Here is a 19621-nt window from a genome sequence, read left to right on the forward strand (position 1 = left end):
CTTCAGCTGCTGACCAGCAGACAAGAGGTAATATCGGCGGATACGACTACGAGATGTGGAACCAGAACGGTCAGGGACAGGCATCAATGAATCCCGGTGCAGGTTCTTTCACCTGCTCATGGAGCAATATCGAAAACTTCCTTGCTCGTATGGGTAAGAATTACGACAGCCAGAAGAAGAATTATAAGGCTTTCGGCAACATAGTTCTCACATATGATGTAGAATACACACCAAGAGGAAATTCTTATATGTGCGTTTACGGATGGACAAGAAATCCTCTCATGGAATATTACATCGTTGAAGGCTGGGGCGACTGGAGACCACCCGGAAATGATGGAGAGAATAAGGGTACAGTAACTCTTAACGGCAATACATACGATATCCGCAAGTCAATGCGTTATAATCAGCCATCACTTGACGGTACAGCAACATTCCCACAGTACTGGAGCGTTCGTACTACAAGCGGTTCAGCTAATAATCAGACAAACTACATGAAGGGTACAATCGACGTATCAAAGCACTTCGAGGCTTGGGAAAAAGCAGGTCTCGATATGTCAGGTACACTTTACGAAGTATCACTTAACATCGAAGGTTACAGATCAAACGGTTCTGCTAACGTAAAGAGCGTAACTGTTACAGAAGGCGCAGGCGGCGGAAACAATCAGCAGCAGAGCAATGACTGGAACCAGAACAACAACCAACAGCAGAATAACGATTGGAATAACTGGGGACAGCAGAACCAGAATAACGACTGGAACAACTGGGGACAGCAGAACCAGAATAACGACTGGAACAACTGGGGACAGCAGAACCAGAACAACGACTGGAACAACTGGGGACAGCAGAACCAGAACAATGACTGGAACAACTGGGGACAGCAGAACCAGAACAACGACTGGAACAACTGGGGACAGCAGAACCAGAATAATGACTGGAACAACTGGGGTCAGAATAATGACTGGAATAACTGGAACAATCAGAACCAGAACAACACATGGGACTGGAACAACCAGAACAACAATCAGTGGAACGGCGTTGTAAACAATGACTGGAACAACCAGAATCAGAATAACTGGGACTGGAATAATCAGAACCAGAATAACTGGGACTGGAATAATCAGAACCAGAATAACGACTGGAATAACCAGAATAACTGGAATCAGAACAATGATTGGAACAATAACAATCAGTGGAACCAGAACAATGACTGGAACAACTGGGGTCAGAATAACGACTGGAATAACTGGAACAATCAGAACCAGAACAACACATGGGATTGGAACAACCAGAACAATAACCAGTGGAACGGTGTTGTAAATAACGATTGGAACAATAATAACTGGGACTGGAATAACCAGAACAACTGGAACCAGAATAACGACTGGAACAACAATAACCAGTGGAACCAGAATAATGACTGGAACAATAACAACCAGTGGAACCAGAACAATGACTGGAACAACAATAACCAGTGGAACCAGAATAACGACTGGAACAACAATAACCAGTGGAACCAGAATAATGACTGGAACAATAACAACCAGTGGAACCAGAACAATGACTGGAACAACAATAACCAGTGGAATCAGAATAACGACTGGAATAATAACAGCCAGTGGAACCAGAACAATGACTGGAACAACAATAACCAGTGGAATCAGAATAATGACTGGAACAACAATAACCAGTGGAACCAGAACAATGACTGGAATAACTGGAACAACCAGGGACAGCAGACCTGGGACTGGAATAACCAGAACAACAACCAGTGGAATGGTGTTGTAAACAATGACTGGAACCAGAACAACGACTGGAACAACTGGGGACAGCAGAACAATAACCAGAATCAGGGCAATAACAACAGTGCATCTACAGGCAGCTTCAACAGCAATGCTACAATGGCAGATGACTTCAGAACAGGTTCATCACGTTACTTTATAGCTTCTGACGGCTGGACAAACGGCGATCCTTTCGACTGCGGCTGGTACAAGTCACAGACTGCTTTCAGAAACGGTGCTCTCGAGCTTACAATCGACAGAGACAACACAGGCAAGTATCACTATGCAGGTGCTGAGTACAGAACCAACGATTTCTACGGCTTCGGCTACTATGAGACATCTATGCAGGCTATGAAGAACACAGGTGTAAACTCATCATTCTTCACATACACAGGCGAGTCTGACGGTAATCCTTGGGACGAGATCGATATCGAGATCCTCGGTAAGGATACTACAAAGGTTCAGTTCAACTACTATACAAACGGACAGGGAAATCACGAGAAGATGTACGACCTCGGTTTCGACTCTTCACAGGGCTTCCATACATTCGGCTTCGACTGGCAGCGTGACCATATAACATGGTATGTTGACGGTAAGGCAGTATACACAGCTTATGATAACATTCCTCAGACGCCTGGTAAGATCATGATGAATGCATGGCCGGGAATAGGTGTTGATGAGTGGCTTGGTCACTACGACGGAAAGACTCCTCTCACAGCACGTTATCAGTGGGCTACTTACAACAAGCAGTAATAGCTTATAAATGCCAAATAGGTGTTTGCCTATAAAAAAGACCGCGTTTCTTAATAGAAGCGCGGTTTTTGTTGTGTCAAGTAATTTGTTAAGTGAGACAATTTAAGCAGGTCTTAAATTGCCCTTTCAAGATAAAAGCTGTTTTCGCTTTCACTTGCAAAAGTAAAACCATGTTTTTTATAGAATCTCTGAGCATTTGTGTTATACTTTAATACTTCAAGTCTCAAAGTTTTCATATCATTTTCTTTTGCAGTAAGTATAGCCTTATTCAATAATTTGCTGCCGTATCCTTCGTTTCTGTACTGAGGTCCGACTGCGATAAATGAGATAAATGCTGTCTGAGTCGTATGGTCATTTGCATAAAGTGAAAAGAAACCGATATGCTTCGTATTTGTCTGTAAGCGGTATACGATGCCGTTAGCGGCTATCTTTTCGGAAACGGAATCCACATATTCCTCTTCGCCCTGAAGCGGCGGAAGTCCGTCATTGAACTCCAGTAATGTTCTTTTGATCCTGTTATGATCCTTGATACGGATAAAAGAAATGTCGTTTGGGGATGGTTTGCCCTTAAATTGAATGTTGTTTTTCATAGTTTTCTCCTTGTATGGTGTGATGTATTTTATGATAGAAAGCTTATTATCCTTTAAATATCAGTTGAAAAAATGACAGTTCAAAGGAAAGCTTTTTATATGTATGTTACTAAAAATGTAAAATAGATCGTAGTGTAAATTTGGAAAGTATTATTTGAAAAATGACATTCTTTTTATATGGATTTGAAAGCCATGGATATTACATTACTATGGCTTTATTCTGCATATCCCTTAAATTTTATCCCCCTTTAAAGTATTATTTCTTTTCGGCTTCTTTGTATTTGCCCCCTGCAAGTTCCTTTATGGTCTCTTCTGTGATGTCGTTATCCTGACCGAGAACATAGTACTTGCCTGATGTACGCTCCTTGACGGTCTTTTCGTAGTTATCCTTATCAGTCTTTTCACCGTTGAGGTAATATACCAGCTCTACGTTTTCATCGTTTTTCTTGCTGTTTTCATTGTTGCCGTAGGTAAATGCCTCTTCAAACTTGAAAACATTGGAGAATGTGTAAACGCTTCCTGATGTATAGCTCGGACCGTCAAACTTGGTGGATACCTCGCCGTTTTCGTCATTGAAAAGCACAGTACCGTCAGCACCGAAAGTACCTACAGGTACAGGGCAGCCGTTCCATGCATAGATATCAACGTATGGTGCATAATGATATCCGCCTGATACGAAAAGCTCGGGAACACCGTCACCTGTTATATCCATAAGTGAGAAGTGGTTATCATCGTTTTCCTTCTTATATTTAAGGTAGTCGTTGAGTATAGCACAGTAGGCTTCCTTCCAGTCCTTAGCCTGTCCGAGAGCTGCATTGATGATATCATCATCGAAGCTGTGATCCATACCCACAGACTTTATAACGCCGTTGATGAAGTGGTTATACTCTTCTGTATACTCGTCCTCTGTAACTTCCTTGCCGTTTACCATAGCGGTATTATCTGTGAGCTGATATGTGTATACGTTAGGGAGCTTTTCATTCTTGAGACGGTATAGCTGGACAGTCTGGATATGCTCAGCGTCGTTGTATCTGTATGTAACAAGGAGACTTCTGTTCATTACGTAGCAGAGGTCTGCGCAGTTTTCAATCTTTTCAAATTCTGTGTAGTCGGTATCATTCAGGGATTTGAGAAGATAAGTCTTGTTGCCCATTGGACCGTATGAAATGATGAGCTCGGGAATCTGGTCATCGTTTACGTCATAAACAGTGAAGCGGGCTGTATCATCATAATCAGAGGATTTCTTGAATTCCTCCAGCTCCTGACGGTAGAGCTTGTCCCAACTTACGTCTTCCATTTCTGTTACGTCTATAGATTCGCCTTCAACAGGATCCTCATAGGAAGTATCTATATGCATATCGTCAAATTCTGTGGTGGGTTCGGAAGTATCACTGCTTGATGCAGCAGTGGTAGGATTTGTATTTGAAGCTGTATTGCCGCCGCTATCCTTTTCGTTTTTTGAACTGCATCCGCAAAGAAGTGCAGCTGCAAATAAAAGAGCTGTTAGCTTTTTCATATTTTGACCTCCATATTTTTATTATCTGTCAAAGCTGTTCAGATAAAATATAATGAGTGTTTACATCTATTATATCACATAATTGTTATTCTGTCATCTCTCTTATTGCTATTTTGGCAGACTAAGATGAAATACGTGTGAAAACTGTCTGAAAAAATGATAATATCATACACACCGCTGCAAATGTTGTTTTTACAGTTATATTATGGTATAATCATATGGTGAGAAATTTTTTTAATATTTAAAGACTTTTTAAACTTCTTTATGATATTATAATAACAGTAAAAAACAAATAACAACAGCGGAGGATAGTAGAAAATGTTCTTTAAGATGCTGAAAAAAGACCTTAAATGCAAAAAAGGTCTGAATGTGATACTGTTTATTTTCATAACTGTTGCATCAGTGCTGGTGTTTGCAGGCTCTGTGGAGATATTCTCTTATCTGACAGGTGAAAAGAGAATGGCGGAAATGTGCAATACCTGTTCTTTGGAAATGATGGTGCCTGCCAAAACTGCTGCCAGCGATGAAAAGATCAGGCAGATCGAGAGTATCCTTGACGGATACAAAGATGTGGAGAAGTATCATTCCTGTGATATGACGAAGATAGATATGCTCAGGATAGGTTTTCCCCGTATCGAGGAGGACGAGACCAACAATTTTTTCAAGTGGCGGGCATATTTTATGAAGCTGCCGCGTGAATTTGATCTCCTGTACGATATATATGATGAACCGTTTTATCTTAAAAGCGGCACTATAGCCTGTCCTGTGGATTTCAGCACAAGCATAGGACTGCGAGTGGGCGATAAGGTGAAGTTCACAACATCTATGGGAGATGTATATGAGCTTGAGGTAGCCTGTTTCTTCAAGGAAAGCGGCTTCCCGGGCAGAAGGCGTATAATCGTTGCAGATGAGGATTATGATATACTTACCAAGGATGAAGTAATAAAAATTAAGGATTATGGTCTGTATATGAAGGATTGTAATTCCGTTAAAATGGATGACTTGCATAATACACTGAAAGCAGAAGATCTGATCTGTCCTATGTATATGAAATATGATAATACGGACGATGATGTTATCATGCAGGCAATTGTATCGGTATTTGTAGTGATAATCAGTGTTTTCCTTATCGCTATCATATTTATGACTATCAGATTTACTATGATAGCCGACTTGAAGAGCGAGGAAAAGGAAATAGGCATGATGAAGGCTCTTGGTGTCGATTCCTTCAGCTTCAGGTGGCTGTTTGCTGCGAAATACATAGCTTTTGCCATTATAGGCGGTGCAATAGGCATAGCCGCAGGCATACCGCTTTCGGGATATGTTGTCAATCTCTTCAATGCAAATGTAATACTGCCTCAGAGGTATGAGACAGTTATTATCGGTATTGTCGCAGTACTGGCTATCATAGCCATGATGATAGGCTTCTCGCTCATGGTCATGCGCAGGATAAACAAGATATCGGTAATAGACTCGATACACGGTGAGAACCGCGGTGAGCGTTTCGGCAAGGGATTTCCGCTGTTCCTGCACAAGAGAAAGAAGATGTCAGTGCCGTTTTTCCTTGCATTAACGGATATACTCGGACGCTTCAAGAGGTACATTTTCCTGATAATCGCTTATACTCTCGGTGCGGCTATAATACTGCTCTGCTACAATGTGCGCAACAGTATCATTTCGAGGGAATATATGAAGCTGTTCATGTATCATACTATCGACTTTGATGTGCGTATAAGGGGAGAGTTCAGAGAAGAAATGGATAAACGCTCCGAGGCTGAGGGCAAGAATTATGATGTGCTTTTAAACGAAATGTTCAAGGAAAACGGATTCCCTGCATATATTGATACCCTTAATTATTCGTGGGGCACTCTTCTTGACAGCAAAGGCAATAAAAAAGAGAATTTCGACGTATTATGGGGCGACGGAGAGATTGAGAAGCTCAGATACCGTGATGGCGGAAAGATGCCTCAGTTGGAAAATGAAGCGGCTATGAGCTATTTTACTGCAAAGAAACTTGGCATGAAGCTCGGCGATGTTATTGATATGAGCATACATGAAGAAAGCGAGGACGGTATCAACAGCGAAGATGTAAAAAGACAGCTTGTTATCACTGCTTTCTTTGACTATAGTGAGGCAGGGGATCCTGCTATTATTATGGGTAAGGATTACCGAAAGGGAGAAAAAATATACTCCAAGAACTGGATCGGTTATGTTATTGATACTCCCGAAAGCCAGAAGGCAGGTATTGTAAAGCAGATGAAGAAATTCTTCGGCAATGAGACCATAAGAACATGGCAGGAAAGCTTGAAGGAAGATATGATGGCGGATTACGACAGGCTCTTTGCTCTGCTTGAATATGTACTTGGCGGTGCGGTCATCTTTGTTCTTATACTTATAACGTATCTTTATTCTACGGTATTCGTTACGGAGGAGACTCCCGAGATAGCTCTGCTGAAAAGCTCGGGATTTACCGACGGTGCAATAAAAAAATGGCATCTTCTGAGAATGGCAGTTCTTGTCGTATTCTCTGTGGTGCTGGCAGAGGTTTTGTTCAGGACTCTCGGTCAGCTGCTTATGACAAAATTCATGGCGAGCTATGAGATGACAGGAGTCAACTTCCTGTTTGAGATACCTGTAAGCTTCATTATCATACCGCTCATAATTCTCGGTGTGGTACTTCTGACAGTAGCTTTAACACTTAAAAGCATACGCAATATCGGCATATGGAAAATATCAGAGGAATAAGGGAGAGCATTATGGAAAAGGTTTTATCCGTAAAGGAACTTTGCAAGACTTATATAATAAAGGAATACAGCAACAATGTACTTAGAAATGTCAGCTTTGACCTCAATAAAGGTGATTTCGTATCTATTATGGGACCAAGCGGCAGCGGCAAATCCACGCTGCTGTACACAGTCAGCGGCATGGACGCAATGACATCGGGATCTGTGGACTTCGGCGGAAAGGATCTCGGCTCAATGGGCAGAAAGGAACTCTCAAAGCTGAGACTTAATGAAATGGGATTTATCTTTCAGCAGATGTACATGATGAAGAAGCTCTGCGTTTTCGATAATATCGTGCTTCCTGCGTATCAGGCAGGAACTCCCCGCGATGAGGCTAATAAAAAAGCTGAGGAGCTCATGCGCAGACTTGGTATAATCGAGATAGCCGAGCATGAGGTGAACGAAGTGTCTGGCGGACAGCTACAGAGAGCCTGCCTGTGCAGAGCACTTATCAATTCGCCTAAGATGATATTTGCCGATGAGCCTACAGGTGCACTGAACTCAAAGGCTGCCGCAGACGTTATGAAGGAGATATCAGCTGCAAACCGTGAGGGTACTACTATAATGATGGTAACTCACAGCGTAAGAGTAGCAGCCATGAGCGACAAGGTGCTCTACCTTATCGACGGCGATATACAGGGAGAAATGGATCTCGGCAAGCTTGTAGATGAAGAGGAGCTCCCCACAAGAGAGCGCAAGCTGAAAAACTGGCTCATGGAGCAGGGCTGGTAAGGGGGATAATATGAGAAGCAGAAAGATCACGGCTGTCTGCGCTGTACTCTTATCGGCGATGATGCTGAGCGGCTGCGGACGAGTTACTTATGATGATTTTGATATTCCCGAAAGCGGCGAAAGCAGCCTTGTGCCTGTTGAAAACGTCTTTTCCGAAAAGCACTATGAAGGTATAGCTCCTACAAAAGAGGAAACAAAGGAGGTTTATGAGTCGGCTGACGGACTGTGCAGGATAGAGCAAAAAGACAGTTATTATGACGTTACTCTTGACTATGAAAAGGGAAGCTATAAGGACGTAGGAGCTGCCTACGCGGATGCTATACTCCTTGCGCGTCCTGATTATGCGGAGTATCTGGAGCAGTATCTTTATGAGAATATAAATGCAGTTGCAAATGATTCAAATGAGGAATATGAAGAGATAGAAAAGCGCACAACAGCTATCTACATGGCTCTTGATGAAGATTACAGGCAGGAGCTTGACGGCTTTGCAGAAAGATTGAGCAGTGATGATGAAAAATTTGAAAAGAATGGCAAGCTATGTCTGGGTGAAGTAATTTTAATGGAGCTTATCCCTGATGTGCTGCGAGGTACGGCTTGCAGTGCGCTCTCTGCAAACGGCAGTACAACAGCTTCGGGTGAGCGTATTACCTGCCGTGTGCTTGAATGGCAGCTTGGAAGCGAAAATCAGCTCTGTCAGGCACACACTCTTGTACACTATAAAAACGGTAAAAAGAGCTTTACTGCTGTTACTTATATGGGATTTTTCCCAATACTTACCGCTGTTAATAAAGAAGGCGTGTTCCTCGGTGAGCTTGATGTGGGAAGCGACGGGGCAGACTATACCTGTGAGAATAAGACAAGCTACACCTATGCTATGAGATATGCACTTGAAAATATGGGCAGCGCAAGAGAGTGCGCAGAGTATTTGGCGGAGAATTCAAAGAGCTATCCTTACTGTGTGAATATTCTTGCTACGGATAAAAAAGATGCTTTTATCGCAGAGCTCGTGGTTACTGATGAGGAAGGCGAGGGAGAGACTGTTTTACGTGAGGGCGATACAAAGCTCAACGAAACAGTAAAATGGAGCGATCCGAACTATCTTTGTGCGGTCAATTCCTTTGCTGCTGAGGGAAATAACGATTTTATAACTTACAATGAGGGCAATTTAATAAGGTGGAAGAGGTATGAACAGCTTTTCTGCGGACAAAAGGATATTACGCTGGATCATTTCAAGGAGCTTATGACCTGTGAAAAACTCAATAAAGATCTGGTGAATATCCGCAGTGACAGTGTGGTGCATATGGTGATCGCTGACTATGCAACAAATACGCTTCAGGCGATACTTACGGGAAAAGACGGCGTTGCCGAAGAACCTGAATTCATTGACCTTGGAAGCTGGGAATAAAGGAGTATAAGATGACAGATATCCTTATCATTGAGGACGACCCCGAAATGGGGGAACTGGTAAGAGATTTTATGATAAATGAGGGCTTCTCGGTAAAGCTTTGCGCTGATGCCGAGACAGCCCTTGTGCTGCTTGAAGGGGAAGAGTGCAGAGTTGTGCTTCTGGACGTTATGCTGCCGAAAATGAACGGCTATGAGACCTGCACAGCCATACGCAGTATAAGGGATATCCCTATATTGATGATGAGCGCACTTACCGATGAGGAGAGCAAGCTCCTCGGGTATGAGACGGGAGCTGATGATTATATCGACAAACCGTTCTCGGTAAGAGTACTTACTGCGAAGATACGGGCACTTATGAAGAGAGGAAATGCCGAAAGCAGCAGTACAGGTATACTGAAAAGCTGCGGTGTGGAGCTTGATACAGTCTCGCGGCGTGTAACATCAGGCGGTAAAGAACTTAAACTTAATGTAAAGGAGTTTGAGCTTTTGCAGTATCTCATGCAGCATGAGGGGGAAGCTGTCAGCAAGGACGAGCTTTTTAACGCGGTCTGGGGCTACGACTGTTTTACAGAGCAGAGTACGGTAAGTGTACACATACGCTGGCTGAGGGAAAAACTTGAAAAAGACCCGAATTCTCCCGAGATAATACAGACCGTCTGGAAGGTCGGCTACAGATTTGGGGCAAGCCGATGAAGAAGATTATGATAATACTTATGGTCACTCTTGCGGCTGTAGCTCTGGGGTTCAATATAGGGTGCAGAAAGCTGATATCCGCTGAGATAAGTGACAGAAACATAGCTGTTAACAGAATAAATTCCGAAATTTCGGCAATGATAGCCGAGGGCAGTGAGGACGCAGAAAGCCTGATCTCCTCGAATATGGGGAAATGGAAGATTGAGTACGGCGATGACCTGCCTGATGATATCAGGTTCATACCTGTTCAAAGTGACGGGAAAGAAGTTTTTTATGCATCTGTTGACAAGAGCAGGGCACTTTGCTCCTTATATAATGATAAGGGTGAAATAACAGGCTTTATTGAATACTGCTACATTGAAGATGACATAGGTCATGTGCTCCTTGTGGGAAATATCGTTATAATAGTCAGCTTTTTGATAATACTTGTTCACGCGCTGTATATGTGGTTTGCTGTGATAGTTCCGTTCAGACGGCTGTCGGACTATCCTGAGCGTCTGGCTCGGCTGCGTGATATACAGAGGCTGCCCGAAAGCAGGAACAGGTACTTCGGTCGGTATATATGGGGTATGAATATGCTGTCTGATGTGCTTACGTCAAGCACTAAGCGTATAAATGAGCTTGAGGGACAGAGGCGTACTCTTGTTTCGTCGATCGCACACGGAGTAAAAACTCCTGTGTCGAATATACGTCTTTATACCGATGCAGTAAGGACAGGACTTTATTCATCTGACCATGATATGATAGTGAATATTGCGGATAAAATTGACAAAAATACTGAGAAGATAGAAGCAATTGCGGCTGAACTTCTCAGATCATCAGCTTCATCGGCTGCGGTCGCCGATCTTGAGATAAGGCGTTTCTCGGTTATGGAGCTTGCTGAGCTTGTGAGAAATGAGTATAAAGACAGAATGGCTATGAAAAGGATACCATTTGAAGTCGAGTGCAGCAGCCGTTCTGTAATGGAAAGCGATAAATACGCTCTTTACCGTACTATAAGCCAGATACTGGAAAACGCTGTGAAGTATGGTGACGGTAAAGGCATAAAGGTGACATTCACAAAGCAAGACGAGGGTTTCGGCATATCTGTAAGGAACAGCGGCGAGCTTCTGCCAGAAAAGGAACTGCCTTATATATTCAGAAGCTACTGGAGAGGTTCAAATGCTTCCGATAAAGAAGGCAGCGGTATAGGTATGTACGTTGCCAATGAAACTATAAAGGCTCTTGGTGGCAGAGTTTATGTCAGACGTCTCGAAGAGACTTCCGAAATGGAATTCGTCATTTATATTGAAAATACATGATATAGTTTTTATGCCCGTAAGCGGTTGAGGTAACTGCTTACGGGCTTTTATATGCTCTTTTTTGCAGCAATAGTGCAAGTTATACAGTGAGAAGCTCTATAATGGCGGGTGAAATTGTGCAGGTGCACAAAGTGGTATAAAAATCATAATATTGTATTGACAATCAATATTATACGGCGTATAATATTGTCAGAAAGCAAATATTGCAAACCATAAAATACTATATGGAAAGGAGAAAGTATATGGGTTTTACAATTAATGCAGGATTGCTTGACGCTATGGTACTTTCCATAGTTCAGCGCAATGACACCTACGGGTATGAGATAACGCAGTATCTGCGAAAGGCTGTGGATATATCAGAATCCACACTTTATCCTGTACTCAGACGATTGCAGAAAGGCGATATGCTTGAAACATATGATAAGGAGTATATGGGCAGAAATCGCCGATATTACCGACTAACGGAGCAAGGGGAAACTTCTCTTGAAGAATACAGAGAAGAATGGCGCAATCACAAAAAGAAGATCGACAGTATTTTAATGGATGAGGGAGCTGAAGAGAATGAACAAGCTTGAATTTCTTACAAAATTGAGAAACTGCCTGGAAAAAGGCGGTATGAATTCCGATGATATAAATGATGCCCTTACTTACTACGAAGAGGTTTTCCTCGACGCAGGGTTCGGTAAGGAAGAGGAGACAGCTGCATCAATGGGTTCACCAGAAGAGGTGGCTGTGAATATTCTCCGTGAGAGCGGTATACAGATAAGCGGTCCTGAGGCTTTTGATCCTCAGCCTGTACCTGCATTCGCAGCAGGTCCGATGCCGGGACCTATGCCACAGTATCAGTATCCGTATCAGGGCGCACCTGTACAGCAGAAGTCAGCTAACTGGGGACTCAGGATATTCCTTGCAGTAATAACATTCCCGATATGGCTTCCTCTGCTCATAGTTGTTGTTTCGGTATTATTTGCACTGATCGTAACAGCATTCTCTGTCGTATTTGCATTTGTCGTAACAGGTATCGCACTGATCGCAGGCGGTATCGCAGCAGTGTTTGAAGTGCCAAGTATAGGACTTATTCTCCTCGGTGCAGGTCTCATCTTAACAGGCTTAGTATTGCTTCTCTGCAAGCCTGTTTTAAACAAAGCAATACCTGCAATGGGCAGAGGGATAAAGAGCGTATGCAACTGGATCGGCGGTCTTTTCAAAAAAGGGGGAAAAGTAAATGAATGAGAATATGAATATGGACATGAACATGGGTACACCGTATGTTCAGACACCGCAGGCTCCTCAGAAGAAGAGCTCGGGCGGCGGACTTGTATGGCTGGTATTGGTCGTTGTTGGTATTATCCTGCTTGTTATTGGAGTTATTCTTTATAATGTGAACGACAGGGATAAGTATTTCAAGTTAAAGGACATTCATCAGACATTCAACTCTGAAACAGTCACAAAGATAGATCTGGACGTTCCTTTCGGCAACCTTAATATCACAAAGAGCAATGATAAGATGATACATATTGATGCTGAAAATATCCCTGATGAATTCGATGCAAAAGTTGAGGGAACAACTTTCAAAACAACATGTGTCAGAAAGAGAATTGGTTTTATCACTATGCCAAGCTTCCACCTGTGGGGCGATAACAATGCTACTTTAAATATAGCACTCCCTGAAAAGGTATACGCAAGCTTCATTCTTAATATGGGGGCAGGTGAGACAATTGCTTCTGATATAGAATGCGGCAAATTCAAGATAGACTGCGGTGCAGGAGAGATAACATTTACAGATGTTACTTGTGATAACGGCGATATCGACTGCGGAGCAGGTCAGCTGAATATAAATTCTATGGACTGCAAGGAAAAGCTTAAGATCGACGGCGGCGCAGGCGAGATAAACGTTCTTTCAAGCACACTCGGCGGTCTTGATTTAGATCAGGGCGTTGGACAGTTTGAGTTTAAGGGTACTATCAACGGAAATATAGATGCTGACGGCGGTATTGGAGAGATGATATTCAGACTTACAAACCCTGAGACAGATTTCTCCAAGAACGGTGGAAAGTACAAAATGGATATAGATCATGGCATTGGCTCAGTAGATGTTTACTACAATGAGAGATAAAAGCTATGCTTGATCATACTGAAATAAAAATAGGCGACAGGGTTCATCATCGGCTTTTCGGAGACGGTACGGTAACGGATACGCTGCCTATCGGTGATGATACTGTTGTCACAATTGAGTTTGACAGCGGAAGCAGGAAAAAGCTTTGCGCTGTCATCTCAGCACTTGAACGTGCAGAAGAAAAAGATGAGCCAAAACAGCCATGATATAGTATTAATATAGCCACAGCTTAACTTAGCTGTGGCTTTTTAGTATATGGATCAGTAGGGGACGGCGTTCTCGATGTCCCGAAGCTTTGAACGCGTTGTAACGCTGAAAAAAAGTACTCCCACAGCCTTGACCGTGGGAGTACTTTTCAAATATCATTTATATGAGGAATGTGATAGCTTGGTTTATTGTCACAGATTAAGAAGTCTGCGCTGGATAGAACTTGCATCGTTTAGATTAAGTCCGTCGCAGTCGCCTTCAACATCAGCGTTGTACATAGCTGAGTCTGTGAGCTGGTATTTGTCGGGATTAGCAAGGTACTGCATGATAAGCACTGCATCAGCCATATCTACCTCGCCGTCACCGTTAACGTCACCGCTGCGTGAAGTATTCATATCCCACAGGATGCCCATATTACTGTCATAGTTATATGAACCGCCTGAGTTTGAATTGCTTTCGCCTGTCTTGATAAGCACATACATCTGAGTTATCATGATGTCATAGACATCGCCGCTTGTGCCGTTATTGTTGAAATCACAGTTTGATGTGATATTGTTCCATACACGGGAAGAAAGGTCGCTCTGTGAAGCATTTCTTCCGTTAAGGATATCACCAAAGTAAATATCGGAAGCTTCATAGTCCTTTCGGTCGATCACCCCGTCAAGGTTGATATCGGGAGCTGATCTTCTTCCAGCCGCTACGTCCTTGCAGTATTCATCAAAGCAGCTGTTGAACTTCTGGGTATTGAATGTGAAGAGATATTCTTCTATGCCCGTAGTTTCACAGTATTCCTCGAAATATCTTTCGGGACTGTAGTATTTTGAATACGGCTCTGGAATAATGCTGTTGTAATAGCTTGCTTCGGCATATTCCGTGCGGAACGGTGTATATTCGAGCAGACACCATACGAAGTAGTTTTCAAGCCAGTTGTCATGGGTGATCGCTTCGGCTTTGCTGCGAAGCTCATTGCATCGCTGAACTGTAGCCTCAGATTTTTCCCACGGTATGAATTCTCCGCTGTCCTGCTTGGATTTGCTTAAATTAGTGGTGCAGACGTAATAGTCGATATAATCGTTTATATCAAATAGTCCGTCAGCGTTTACATCAAGGTCGATGCTCTTGTTCCTGTATGCAGCTGATATCAGCGGATAACCTGCCATAAGGTGGTCGCTTTCAATGAATACTGCCGAAACGAACAGATCAGATGCAAAAGGAGCATATGTGCCGTTTACGGTTTCGCGGTAAGGATGACTTTCATTACTGAAAAATTCGGACTTTGCACCTTCCTTGATAAGGAAATATCTTATAAATTCTGTATAACTGAGCCATGAAGGAGTATCGTTCTCCTCATCGTTTATCTTGGAGACACCATATTTTCTGCATTTTTTCGCAACCGTGTCAGATACCTGATAATAATTGCTGTAGCAGAACAGATCATAGCAGTCTCTCATATTGAAAAAGCCGTCGTCGTTGATATCGGCAATTTCAAAGTTTGCTTCTATATCTGCGAATATGTCGCTCTCTCCCGAATACATTCTTGTATACGGCAGCTTATATTCGGCGGCTGATGCCATAGGAATGGCATTTCCTCCCATAACGAATGCGGAGGCGAATGCGCCGAGGTGCTTCATATAATAGGTTTTTTCTTCGTTTGTGATAGTATATTCAGCAGCTGTATTGCTGCTTGTATTCGTTGTTACGCTGCTGTGGTCGGAACGGCTTGCAGTTGTGCTGCGAGATCTTGCTCCCAGTGCAGTAAGAGCCTGACCCGAAGTTACCGTTGTTGTCTTTCCAGTCACTGTTCTGACCGTGGTGACTGTGCTGACGTTTACAGTTGTTGCACTTGCTGTTTCGCCGTTCCCGATAGCAGTGGTGATCGGCTGGTTTTCACCATTACCGACCGTTGTCGTAACGATCGCAGGCTCGTCACGAAAATCATTTTCGCTTAGTTTAGAGCGGTTGCCGAGATGTGCCCATACACCCAGTGCCATTCCGCAAGCCGCAGCTGCGGCAGAAACTCTGAATAAAACAGGATATCTCTTTTTCCGCTGCATTTCCTGAGCGGAGATGACCTCAGCCTGCATAAGAAATTCATTTTTGTGCTTGGTCTCAGGGAATCTGAATGATTCCTGAACAGCTTTTTTCATTCTTTTATTCAAGCCTCAGCCCTCCGATCCTTTAAAATCTTTTTTCAGACGCGCGAGTATCTGCTTAATCATGCGGCTCATCTTGAACCGTGATACCCCGTATAGCTCGCTCAGCACGCCTATTGGCACTTCATTTACGTAACGCAGCAGGATTATCTCCTGTTCCTCGGCCGTTAATTTTTTGATGGCGTTGCCGAGTGTCACATTTGTAAGAATGAAGTCCTCATAATCTTTTCCGTCGCTCATATCTTCCGAAAGCTCTTCAGTTTTCTTCCGATGGTAGGCATCTGCACACAGATTACCTGCGATAGTGTACAGATAGTGGAGCTCCTTACCCATATCGTGGTAATGAGAGCTTTCAAGAAAACGGAGAAAGGTCTCTTGTGTCAGATCTTCAGCTTTATCCCGGTCGTGAATCTTGTAGTAACAGTAGCGGAATATCTTATCGTATTGATCTTTTATGTCCACTGACACGCTGAAACCTCCCTTCATTAATGTATAACTGTTCAGACAGCAGGAATGTGCAAAGAAAATTGTAAACAATCCATGAACATTTTATGAACAAATTCTGCTGCAAAATAGCATTGCTTGTCCGCCGAATATGCTACGCGGCGAAACTGCCTGAAAGACGTTATTGAGTACACATACTTATTTTAATATCATTATAACATATGGGCGGAAATAAAGCAATAACAGGAAGAGATATTTCCTGTGAAAAATAAACTTAATCCGTTGTTTATTCGGTTGAAAAGTTTATTTTTATATGTTAGAATTAGAAAAATCAAAAGGAGTGAAGAAAATGAATAAAATCGTATCTGTTCTGGCGGCTGCGGCTGTTTGTCTTACGGGAATTGAATTCGCAAATAAAAAAGCCTGCGCACTGGGGGAGCAGGGGACTGATAAAATAAAAATTATGGCTATCGGCGACTCCATAACAGATGGCTACGGTGTTGCAGGCTCTTACAGGAAGTACCTGTACAACGAACTGACAAAAAAGGGATATTCCGTTGATATGGTGGGCTCAAAGGGGAATAACTTCATGTCGGAGTTTACCGACAGCGAAACAGGGGAGAGCTTCACCTATGATGATGATAATACGGGCTACAGCGGCTATGCTATAAAGGAGTATCCGGGCAGGAACGGAATACTTGAAACGCTGAAATCTACGGACTGTCTTGCGAAGTGCGAGCCTGATATCGTTATATTGCAGATAGGTACTAATGACGTTATCGACAACCATGACATGGATAATGCGTCTAAAAGGTTACAGGAGCTTATTGAGTATATCATGGAGAATATTCCCGAAAGCTCCACACTTTTCGTGACTACTATCCCAGATGTTGATCCTAACCGCAGCGGCGTTTACGACTGGTTCAGCAATTACCGCCATTCAGCAGACTGGCAGACCAATTATCCTGATGATGCGGCAGAGGAAAACATACATAAGACCCTGCTCGTTTATAATGTAAATCTTACAAGTGTTGTGCAGAAAATGAGAAGTGTAAAGATACTCAGTAACTGGGATATGGAAAAAGACGCTCAGAGCACGGATGAAAGCTCGCTGAAAGGTCCTCAGCTGCGCGATGCTGATGTATCAAGCGTTATCACAGATGTTAAAACTCAGCTCATGGACGGTGTTCACCCGAATAACAAGGGATATAAGCTTATGGGAGAGTACTGGGCTGAGCTTATTGACTCGTATCTGAAAAATGCTCCGACAGTTCAGCAGCCTGACGAGAGCAAATATAATGTCTCCGATCTTGTTAAGCTCCAGAAGTACATTCTTGGTGGTTTGGCAGACACAAACAGCGACATGATACTTGAAAAATATGATATCAATAAAGACGAAACAATAGATGTATTCGATGTTGCTGCTCTTAGAAAGATATTAGTAAAAGAAACATCCTAATAGAAGTTGAGAGTTGAGAATTGAGAGTTTAGAGTTAGTGTGTTCGCTTCGCTCACATTATTTAAATAATATCGCCGTAGGCGACTCAACAACTCTAAACTCTAAACTTTGCGCTTATTGGCTTGACTTCTATGGTGGTATATCGGTCATAGATAGTTTTCTATACAGTAGCAGATCTCGCCTTCGGGAGAGAGCCCCTGCTGTCTGAACCTTTCAACATTATCTGTAGTATGCATTGCGGATTTTTCCAGCACCCGTCCTGACTTGGTGTTTTCAGCGCGGTGGTATGCTTCGAGTTTCTGGAAATCCGTTCTTTTGAATACGTTTTCGATGACTGCGGAAAGCGCTTCTCCTGCATAACCTCTGCCCTGAAAGGCAGTTCCTATGCAGTACTCTATCTCAGCAGTACGAAGCTCCTCGTATACGCGGCAAAACGCTATTTGTCCGATGTTTTCACCGCTTGCTTTTTCGATGACTGCCCAGCGGTAAAAGCTGTCGGACTCATATCCGCTGATATATTGTTCAAGAAGTCCCTTTGCTTCTTCTATTTCCTTGTAAACAGGCTCACCGTATTCTATCTGTACAGAGGGCACAGATGCCCAGTTCTTGTGCATAGTTTCAAGGTCATCAGGTTCAAATCTGCGGAGCAGAAGGCGTGGAGTATCTATGGTAAATGTTCCTGAGTGTATCATTTTTGTTTCTCCTTATTTTATATAGTATCTTTTTTCAGCAGCTCTGAAAGTGCAGTTTCAAAGGCTTTATCCTGTTCAGCAGTACGTTTGGGAAGTCCTTTTATGCGCCCACCGCTCCTGCGTATCTTTGCGGATACGGCGCGGAATGAGAGAAGTCCCGAAATATTTTCCTCGGTATACTGCTTGCCATCCTGATTTATGACTACGGCTCTTTTGCTGAGACACATTGCCGCAAGTCCGTAGTCCTGAGTTACGGCGATATCTCCCTCGGTCACAAGGTTTACGAGGCGAAAATCAGCACTGTCCGCACCTTTGTCAACTATTATGGTCTCTGCACCCTCACGATAAATAGAGTGAGCTGTGTCACATATAATAGTGCATGGTACAGAGTACTTTATTGCCAGTCTGACGGCTATATCCGTTACGGGACAGCCGTCTGCATCTATGAATATCTTCATTTCTGCTCCTTTTTTATGCGTACAAAGTACGACTCGTCATTTTCGTGGTGTATATAGCCGCCGTTTTTCTGCATTACCTTTAATGATGCAGGATTGCTCTTGTACACATGGAGATATATCTCGTCCTCGGGGATAGTCTTTTTTGCTTTTTCGATAATGAGTTTCAGTCCCTCGGTGGCATAGCCTTTTCGGCGGTACTCAGGAGCGATATAGTAGCCTATATGTCCTGAACCTTCGATAAGAGAGTCGCAGAGGTGCTGGCGCAGCTGGAATTCTCCGACTATATCATCATCGTGCCACAGAAAATATGTTGTTGCAGGTACATAGCCGTCGGGGAGTCGCTCACCGTAAGAATTTGCTATAAGAGTGTCAAGTGCGTCATCAAAGTTCTTGCGGTCAATATTGGGATAATCATTTATAAAACCGTTTTCATCGGCAGGGATATCACGAACAAAAATGTATTCTTTTTCTATGTCGGCTTTATTTGCTTTTTTTAAATAAAACATCTTGCTCCTCCTTTTTCTTGAATTATACTACAT

General features: G+C 43.0%; 17 protein-coding genes and 2 pseudogenes. 12 read left to right on the forward strand and 7 right to left on the reverse strand.

Going from position 1 to position 19621, the window contains the following annotated elements:
* Positions 1-86: 86 nt before the first annotated feature.
* Positions 87-560, forward strand: a pseudogene (locus tag QZZ41_RS10390) (glycoside hydrolase family 11 protein); the annotation flags it as partial.
* A 1383-nt stretch (positions 561-1943) separates the two neighbouring features.
* A pseudogene (locus tag QZZ41_RS10395) lies at positions 1944-2510 on the forward strand (glycoside hydrolase family 16 protein); the annotation flags it as partial.
* A gap of 134 nt (positions 2511-2644) precedes the next feature.
* Here QZZ41_RS10395 and QZZ41_RS10400 read toward each other — a convergent pair.
* Positions 2645-3121 (reverse strand): N-acetyltransferase, encoded by a 477-nt coding sequence (locus QZZ41_RS10400; RefSeq protein WP_295071510.1) that lies wholly within the window; start codon positions 3119-3121, stop codon positions 2645-2647.
* Positions 3122-3377: 256 nt separating this feature from the next.
* Positions 3378-4637: a hypothetical protein gene (locus QZZ41_RS10405; RefSeq protein ID WP_295071513.1), complete on the reverse strand. Its 1260-nt coding sequence runs from the start codon at positions 4635-4637 to the stop codon at positions 3378-3380.
* Between the two features lie 318 nt (positions 4638-4955).
* Here QZZ41_RS10405 and QZZ41_RS10410 point away from each other — a divergent pair, with 318 nt between their 5' ends.
* The 9 genes from QZZ41_RS10410 to QZZ41_RS10450 all read left to right on the forward strand — a co-directional run bounded on the left by QZZ41_RS10410 (position 4956) and on the right by QZZ41_RS10450 (position 13875).
* Entirely contained in the window at positions 4956-7382 is a 2427-nt protein-coding gene (locus tag QZZ41_RS10410) for an ABC transporter permease (RefSeq protein ID WP_295071517.1), read from the forward strand.
* An 11-nt stretch (positions 7383-7393) separates the two neighbouring features.
* Positions 7394-8152, forward strand: coding sequence for an ABC transporter ATP-binding protein (locus QZZ41_RS10415; RefSeq protein ID WP_295071520.1), 759 nt, complete (start codon positions 7394-7396; stop codon positions 8150-8152).
* Between the two features lie 10 nt (positions 8153-8162).
* Positions 8163-9557, forward strand: a complete 1395-nt coding sequence (locus QZZ41_RS10420) for a C45 family autoproteolytic acyltransferase/hydolase (protein ID WP_295071523.1) — start codon at positions 8163-8165, stop codon at positions 9555-9557.
* Positions 9558-9568: 11 nt separating this feature from the next.
* Positions 9569-10252 carry a response regulator transcription factor gene (locus QZZ41_RS10425; RefSeq protein ID WP_295071526.1) on the forward strand — a complete coding sequence of 228 codons (684 nt, stop codon included), beginning with the start codon at positions 9569-9571 and terminating at the stop codon, positions 10250-10252.
* The gene (locus tag QZZ41_RS10430) at positions 10249-11553 is read left to right on the forward strand and encodes a HAMP domain-containing sensor histidine kinase (RefSeq protein ID WP_295066652.1); all 1305 of its coding nucleotides are present in this window, start codon (positions 10249-10251) and stop codon (positions 11551-11553) included. Before QZZ41_RS10425 ends, QZZ41_RS10430 begins: the two co-directional genes overlap by 4 nt.
* A 242-nt stretch (positions 11554-11795) precedes the next feature.
* Complete coding sequence (locus QZZ41_RS10435; protein ID WP_295071529.1) at positions 11796-12128, forward strand: PadR family transcriptional regulator; 333 nt, start codon at positions 11796-11798, stop codon at positions 12126-12128.
* Positions 12115-12786 (forward strand): DUF1700 domain-containing protein, encoded by a 672-nt coding sequence (locus tag QZZ41_RS10440; protein ID WP_295071531.1) that lies wholly within the window; start codon positions 12115-12117, stop codon positions 12784-12786. Before QZZ41_RS10435 ends, QZZ41_RS10440 begins: the two co-directional genes overlap by 14 nt.
* Positions 12779-13669 carry a DUF4097 family beta strand repeat-containing protein gene (locus QZZ41_RS10445; RefSeq protein WP_295071534.1) on the forward strand — a complete coding sequence of 297 codons (891 nt, stop codon included), beginning with the start codon at positions 12779-12781 and terminating at the stop codon, positions 13667-13669. Before QZZ41_RS10440 ends, QZZ41_RS10445 begins: the two co-directional genes overlap by 8 nt.
* A gap of 5 nt (positions 13670-13674) precedes the next feature.
* Positions 13675-13875, forward strand: a complete 201-nt coding sequence (locus QZZ41_RS10450; RefSeq protein ID WP_295071537.1) for a hypothetical protein — start codon at positions 13675-13677, stop codon at positions 13873-13875.
* 192 nt (positions 13876-14067) lie between these two features.
* Here the strand turns inward: QZZ41_RS10450 and QZZ41_RS10455 are convergent, their stop codons facing one another.
* Together QZZ41_RS10455 and QZZ41_RS10460 are read right to left on the reverse strand one after the other, a co-directional pair.
* Entirely contained in the window at positions 14068-16035 is a 1968-nt protein-coding gene (locus QZZ41_RS10455) for a dockerin type I domain-containing protein (RefSeq protein WP_295071540.1), read from the reverse strand.
* Positions 16036-16038: 3 nt separating this feature from the next.
* Positions 16039-16497, reverse strand: coding sequence for a sigma-70 family RNA polymerase sigma factor (locus QZZ41_RS10460; protein WP_295071542.1), 459 nt, complete (start codon positions 16495-16497; stop codon positions 16039-16041).
* 325 nt (positions 16498-16822) lie between these two features.
* Here QZZ41_RS10460 and QZZ41_RS10465 point away from each other — a divergent pair, with 325 nt between their 5' ends.
* Positions 16823-17932: an SGNH/GDSL hydrolase family protein gene (locus QZZ41_RS10465; protein ID WP_295071544.1), complete on the forward strand. Its 1110-nt coding sequence runs from the start codon at positions 16823-16825 to the stop codon at positions 17930-17932.
* Between the two features lie 146 nt (positions 17933-18078).
* Here QZZ41_RS10465 and QZZ41_RS10470 read toward each other — a convergent pair whose 3' ends face one another.
* Genes QZZ41_RS10470 through QZZ41_RS10480 form a run of 3 tightly spaced genes read right to left on the reverse strand, consistent with a single transcriptional unit; the run spans position 18079 to position 19588 of the window.
* Entirely contained in the window at positions 18079-18624 is a 546-nt protein-coding gene (locus tag QZZ41_RS10470; RefSeq protein ID WP_295071546.1) for a GNAT family N-acetyltransferase, read from the reverse strand.
* Between the two features lie 17 nt (positions 18625-18641).
* Entirely contained in the window at positions 18642-19082 is a 441-nt protein-coding gene (locus QZZ41_RS10475) for a YaiI/YqxD family protein (protein ID WP_295071549.1), read from the reverse strand.
* Positions 19079-19588, reverse strand: a complete 510-nt coding sequence (locus QZZ41_RS10480; RefSeq protein WP_295071553.1) for a GNAT family N-acetyltransferase — start codon at positions 19586-19588, stop codon at positions 19079-19081. Before QZZ41_RS10480 ends, QZZ41_RS10475 begins: the two co-directional genes overlap by 4 nt.
* Positions 19589-19621: the final 33 nt, after the last annotated feature.

It is taken from the genome of Ruminococcus sp. (assembly GCF_016283395.1).